The sequence below is a fragment of the Actinosynnema sp. genome (assembly GCF_052038725.1).
Genome location: NZ_JBQGCX010001413.1, coordinates 1 through 6,465, shown reverse-complemented (window position 1 = coordinate 6,465; position 6,465 = coordinate 1). Strand labels below are relative to the sequence as shown.

4 protein-coding genes are annotated in these 6,465 nt (G+C 71.7%); 1 reads left to right on the top strand and 3 read right to left on the bottom strand.

Going from position 1 to position 6,465, the window contains the following annotated elements:
- The 3 genes from ACTUAL_RS29855 to ACTUAL_RS29845 all read right to left on the bottom strand — a co-directional run.
- Positions 1–881, bottom strand: an 881-nt coding sequence (locus tag ACTUAL_RS29855) for an NAD(P)/FAD-dependent oxidoreductase (protein ID WP_440902577.1), incomplete at its 3' end; no start/stop codon positions are given.
- 236 nt (positions 882–1,117) lie between these two features.
- Positions 1,118–2,224 carry a ricin-type beta-trefoil lectin domain protein gene (locus ACTUAL_RS29850; protein ID WP_096493836.1) on the bottom strand — a complete coding sequence of 369 codons (1,107 nt, stop codon included), beginning with the start codon at positions 2,222–2,224 and terminating at the stop codon, positions 1,118–1,120.
- Positions 2,225–2,501: 277 nt separating this feature from the next.
- Positions 2,502–4,817: a beta-L-arabinofuranosidase domain-containing protein gene (locus ACTUAL_RS29845; protein WP_440902576.1), complete on the bottom strand. Its 2,316-nt coding sequence runs from the start codon at positions 4,815–4,817 to the stop codon at positions 2,502–2,504.
- A 436-nt stretch (positions 4,818–5,253) separates the two neighbouring features.
- Here ACTUAL_RS29845 and ACTUAL_RS29840 point away from each other — a divergent pair.
- The coding region (locus ACTUAL_RS29840; protein ID WP_440902575.1) for a glycoside hydrolase family 27 protein at positions 5,254–6,465 on the top strand (1,212 nt) is incomplete at its 3' end.

Sequence of the window (6,465 nt, the reverse complement as noted above, 5' to 3'; positions counted from 1 at the left end):
TCGCCCACCAGCAGCCAGCCGGGGCCGTGCAGCCGCCGCAGGAACGCGGCCTGGTCGAGCGTGCCGTAGAAGCGCTCCTCGCGGCGCGCGCCCGCCACGGTGGCCGCGACCTGCTCGCTGATCAGCCCGAGCGCGCGGTGGTAGTTGCCCTCGACGTCGGTCCGGAACCGCGCGGCCCACTCGCTCGGCCCCCAGGTGAGCACCATGGTGCGGCCGTCGTTGGTGGAGGCCATGGCCATGCCGAGCCTGCCGCGCCGGTGGATCTGCGCCTCGGCGTCGGGGATGCCGCTGAAGTAGCTCCAGTAGGCGAAGGTGCAGCGGGGGCGCTCGTCGAACTTCTCCAGCCCGAGGGCGCGCGCGACGAACGAGTTGCGCCCGTCCGCGCCGATCACGACTTGCGCGCGCTCCTCCGAGCCGTCCCGGCCCCGGATGCCGACGACGGTCCCGTCCTCGTCGCGCAGCAGCTCGGTGACGGTGTGCCCCTCGCGGAACTCCACGCCCGCCCGGACCGCGTTGTCCACCAGGATCTTGTCCAGCACGTGCCTGCGGACCGAGAAGTACTCCTGGGTGATGCCGCTGTCGTCGTCGTGCAGGAGGCGGAACTGGTTGCGCAGCAGCTCCTCGGGCACGCTGCCGCGCAGGGCGATCCCGTCGTTGACGACGGTGACCGAGGTGTGGGCGGGCGTCACCTCCCGCACCCGGTCCAGCACCCCCAGCCGGTTCAGGTATGAGGCGCCGTGCGGCCAGACGAAGTGCGTGGACAGCACGTCGCTGGGGAACCGGGAGCGGTCGACGACCAGGACCCGCAGACCGCGCCTGGCCAGGTGCGTCCCGACCGCGGCTCCGGCACAGCGACCACCTATTACAATGGCGTTGTACATGCGGGCAACCCAACCGCAGGTGAAAAACCCTGTACAGGACCGTTTGGCCGGTAGCTCCGCGTTTCCGAAGTGGCGGCGGAGCACTTCGGAAAACGCGGCCGGACCGGGTACCGCCTGCGGTTTCGGAGGTGAGCCGTGGTTGATTTCGCACGAAGAGCGGCAGTTTTTTGTTGAGATATGCGCATTCACCTGGAAATCGTGTCCGCGGAACAGCGGGTGATCACACCGGGGACCGGTCAGGCGGGGACGCGCAGGGTCCACCGCTGGTCGGCCTGACCGCCGCAGGACCACAGGACGAGCTTGCCGCCGTTGGCGGTGTCGCCGCCCGCGACGCCCAGGCACAGGCCGGACTGGACCCCGGTGATCGTGCCGTCGGCGTTGGCGGTCCACTGCTGGTTGGTGTCGCCGTGGCAGTCCCAGAGCACGACCTGCGTGCCGTTGGCCGTGCCGCGGCCGGAGGCGTCCAGGCACTTGGTCCCGTTGACGAGCTGCCTGGCGGGGTTGAGCGCCCACGACTGGTTCGGCTGGCCGTGGCAGTCCCACAGCTGGAGCTGCGTGCCGTTGGCGGCGGTCGACCCCGGCACGTCGACACAGCGGCCCGAGGCGGTGTTGACCAGCTGCCCGCCCGGCGAGCCGCCGGGCTCACCGATGCTGCCGGGGATGGCGCGCAGCGCGTTGTGCCAGGTCGCGGCCATCTTGTCGTAGCCGCCCGCCGTGGGGTGGACGCCGTCGATCAGGTCGGCGGTCGTGAGCGCGGAGCGCATGTCGACCAGGTGCACGCGCTTGCCCGCGTCGGCCTTGCCGCGCACGATGCCGGGGATGGCGGCGTTGAAGGTCCGCGCGGCGGCGTCCTGGCCCGCGTTGGCGATCGGGATGATCGTCGCGACGAGCACGTCGGCGTTCGGCGCGGTCGACGTGATGCGGTCGATCAGCGCCGACAGGCGGGAGGGCGCGCCTGCGACGTTCCAGTTCTGGAGGACGTCGTTGGTGCCGATGTGCAGCAGCACGGAGCGCGGGTTGGTGTTGCGCAGCCAGGTGACGACGTTGGCGTCGATCTGGTCGATGCGCCAGCCGGGGTGCCCCTGGTGGTCGTGGTCCCCGAGCGAGGCGGGCCCGTTGAACTGGGAGCCGACGAAGTCGACCCGGTGCCCACCGGAGACGAACCGCTGCCACAGGCCGATCCGGTAGCCGCCGGGCACCTGGGTGCCCTCGGTGATGGAGTCGCCCAGCGGCATGACCCGCGTCCCGCCGTTGGACTCGGCGGAGGCGGGGGCGGCGGGCAGCAGCGCGGCGACGAGCAGGGCCGCGGCGCAGGCGGCGAGTCGGCGGAGGGGGGATCTCATGCGGCTCTCCTCTGGGGGGGCGGAGTGTTTTCCACGCGTGCCGAAGCGCCGACCGGAGTCGCGGGGAGGGCATTGTGGCGCTCAGATTTGGGAGCGCTCCCAGAACTAATCGGGAGCGAGTCTGCTTTCATTTCTCGTTGACAGAACCGAAACTTTCCCTGTTCGGCACCGTAACCGCCGTCCGGGAAGGGCGTCAACACCGGGACCCGTTCAGCGGAACGGCTAAAAACACCCGCTTCCTTTAGCGCCGCTCCCCGCGGACGCCCCCGGTCGGCGCTCACCCGTTGCGCACGAGCCTCCAGCGGTTGTCCGGGGTTCCGTTGTCCGAGTCCTGGACGGCAGGCGCGCCCTGGGCGGCGGAGTTGTTCTCGATCGCCAGGAGCTTGCCGCTGTGGGCGTTGCGGATGCGGTGGGTGCCGTCGCCGTTGTCGAGCAGGGTCCACCTGTGGTCGGCGGTCCCCGTGTCGCCCCACTGCAGGACGCGGGCGCCGTCGGCGGTCGACATGTTCTCCACGCCCAGCACCTTGCCGCTGTGGGCGTTGCGGAAGCGCACGTGGGAGCCGTCCGGGACGAGTTCCCAGTTGTGGTCCGCGGTTCCGGTGTCGCCCCACTGCAGGGCAGGCGCGCCGTCGGCGGTGGACATGTCGCGGACGCCCAGGACCAGGCCGCTGGAGGCGTTGACCAGCCTGTGGGTGGTCGTGCCGCCGCCGGTGCTCCAGTAGACGGAGTAGTTGAAGCCGTGGGCGTCGTGGAACGGGCCGAGGGTGACCGTCGAGCCGCCGGAGCGGGCGGTGAAGGCGAGCGCGGTGGCGCTGGTGCGGGTGATCGAGGCGACGTCGAGCGCGGGCAGCGCGGACAGGGCGGTGTTGCCGAAGTCGCCCGCCAGGACCACCGGGCCGTAGGTGACCGCGACGACGTTCGGGTTGTCGGGCGCGGGGGCGGTGGTCACGCGCATGGGCAGGCGGAGGGTGACGGTGTCGCCCGAGGTCCAGGAGCGGGTCAGGGAGGCGTAGGAACCCGGTGCGGCGGTGACGTTCTGGGGCGCGCCGTTGACCGCGATCGTCGCGCCCGAGGTCCACGTGGGGATGCGCAGGCGCATGGTCCACGAGCCGCTCGCGCCGCCGGTCACGGTGAGCGAGGTGGTGTCGCCCACCGGGTAGGTGGTGCTCTGGGTGACCGTGATGCCGCGCTCCGACCAGGTCAGGACGGACGGGGTGTAGAGGTTGACGGTCAGCGTCGTGCCGTCGCGGAAGTAGATCGAGTCGGCGAGCTTGGTGTTGGTCTCGATGCCGGTGCCCTGGCAGCACCAGAACGTGCTGTAGTCGGTGCTCCACGTGCCGCCGCCCCACGCCGGGCCGGTGCGGCCCCTGCGGTGGCCGGGGTTGAGGCCGGTGAAGTAGCAGGTGTGGCCGTGGGCGTCGGCCGGGTTCTGCTGGCCGATCAGGTGGTTGAGCAGGGCGCGCTCGTAGAAGTCGAAGTAGGCGGCCTTGCTCGGCTCCAGCAGCCACAGCTCGCGGGTCAGCTTGAGCATGTTGTAGGTGTTGCACGCCTCGGCCGTGTCGGTGGCCAGGTGCGCGGCGATGGCGTTGGGGGCGCGGAAGTGCTCGGCCTGGCTGTTGCCGCCGATCACGTAGGTGTGCGCGGCGACGGTGATGTTCCAGGCGTTGGTGGCGATGTCGCGGTAGCGGGTCGTGCCGGTGGCCTTGTACTCGCGGGCCGCGCCGATCCACTTGGGGACCTGGGTGTTGGCGTGCAGGCCGTTGAGGCGGTCCTGGTTCGCGGCCAGGGGGTCGAAGACGGCGGCGTGGTCGAAGCGCTGGGCCGCGGTCAGCCAGCGGGCGTCGCCGGTCTGCTGGTGCAGGTCGGCCAGGACGGCGTTCATGCCGCCGAACTCGGTGGCCAGGACGCGCTGCATGGTCGCCTGCGACAGGCGGGCGGTGCGCCAGTCGACCCAGCCCGCGAAGCGCAGGAGCACGTCGCGCGCCTGGGTGCTGCCGAGGTGCCGCCAGACGTCCAGCAGGCCCGCCAGGGTCTTGTGCAGGGCGTAGTAGGAGACAGCCTTGGGGGTGCCGGCCTCCAGGGCGTCGAGGTCCGACTCGGGGAAGCCGGAGAGGTAACCGGCGGTGAAGCCCGCGGCGGGGTTGTTGGCCTGGCACTTGGCCAGCTCGGCGACCAGGTAGTTGGCGCGGTCGCGGGAGGTGGTGTCGCCGAGCACGGCCCACGCCTGCGCCCAGGCGGTGAGGAAGTGGCCCTGGCTGTGGGTGCGGAACGGGAAGTCCGGGGCCTCCCACCCGGCCAGCGGCGCGGCGCCCGCCGTGGACAGGCGGTGGTTGGCGCGGAAGTTGTAGAGCAGCCGGTCGGGGTCCACGAAGCGCAGGTAGGCCAGCGCGCGGTTCTGGTTGTCCATCCAGCGGCCGGGGGTCAGCCGGACCTGGCCCAGGTCGAACGCGGAGGCCGCCGCGCCGATGTCCGGGCGGGCGGGCGGCACGGACGCGGCCCGCGCGGCGGCCAGGGTGAGACCGGGGACGGCGGTGGCCGCGACGGCGACGCCTGCGGCCTGGAACAGGGTGCGCCTGCTCAGCGGTGAGGGCACGGGTGGACCTCCTGCGATCACGGGGTGGTCGGGGTGGCGCGGGTGGTCCGCGCAGGGGTGCAGCCGCCTGTTACCGCTAACACGAATGGCGGCGGTTCAGCGCGCACGCGCCGGGCGGGACAGGGGGTGGGAGAGGGCGGTGTCAGCCGCGCTCGGTGATCACTCTGGGAGCCCGAGTCGGGGCCTCGGGCGCGGAAGTGCTGACCGGCGGCGCGTCGGAGCACGTGAAACCATGCCTCGCCTCCTTGCGAGCAGGATTCATGGGGCTCTTCGCCGGTGCCGGGCCAGCGAAACGGGAGCGTTCCCAGACCGACCGTAGCGCAGGTCTTTCACACCCGACAAGACCGTTGAGCGACCACGCCAACGCTGTTAGCGTTAACAGCTTCGGGCCACCACCGGCGTGCCGGCGGGGTCCACCGACCGAGGAGGGGCAACGATGCCTGTTCGCTCGCGCAGACGATTAACGACCCTGCTCCTGGCCGTGCTCACCGCGTTGACCGCCGTGACCGCCCCCACCGCGCACCCCCCGGCGCAGGCCGCCCCCGGAAGCCCCGCGCTGACCCCGCCGCTGGGCTGGAACAGCTGGAACAGCTTCGGCTGCGGCATCACCGAGGGCCAGGTGCGCCAGGCCGCCGACGCGATGGCGTCCTCCGGGATGCGGGACGCGGGCTACCGGTACGTGGTCGTGGACGACTGCTGGTTCGACCCGCAGCGCGACAGCGCGGGCAACCTGCGCAACCACCCGACGAAGTTCCCCTCCGGCATGAAGGCGCTGGGCGACTACATCCACGGCAAGGGCCTGAAGTTCGGCATCTACCAGGCCCCCAACGAGAAGACCTGCGCCCAGGGCACCGGCGCGCACCCCGGCGCCACCGGCAGCAAGGGCCACGAGGCGCAGGACGCCCGCTCGTTCGCGTCCTGGGGCGTGGACTACCTCAAGTACGACTGGTGCTCCGGCGCGGGAACTCGCGACGAGCAGGTCGCCCGGTTCTCGGTCATGCGCGACGCGCTGCGCGCCACCGGCCGCCCGATCGTCTACAGCATCAACCCCAACAGCTTCCACGCCATCACCGGCGACAAGTACGACTGGGGCGACGTCGCGGACCTGTGGCGCACCACCGAGGACCTGCTGGACGTGTGGCAGAACGGCAACACCAACAGCTACCCGATGGGCGTGGGCAACGTCCTGGACGTCACCGCGCCGCTGGCCGCGCAGACCGGTCCCGGCAACTGGAACGACCCCGACATGCTCGTCGTCGGCAGGCCGGGGCTCACCCTGACCGAGTCCCGCGCGCACTTCGCGCTGTGGGCGCTGATGGCCGCGCCGCTCATGGCGGGCAACGACATCCGCACCATGTCCCCCGAGATCAGCGCGGTCCTGCGCAACCCCGGCCTGATCGCGGTCAACCAGGACCCGCTGGGCGCGGGCGGTCGCCGGGTGCGCGACGACGGCGCCACCGAGGTGTTCGCCAAGCCGCTGTCCGACGGGTCGGTCGCGGTCGGGCTGGTCAACCGGGGCGGCGGCGCCACCACCGTCGCCACCACGGCCGCGCAGATCGGCTTGTCCGGCAGCGGGTTCACCCTCACCGACCTGTGGACCGGCGGCACGTCCACCAGCTCGGGCGCGATCTCGGCGACCGTGCCCGCG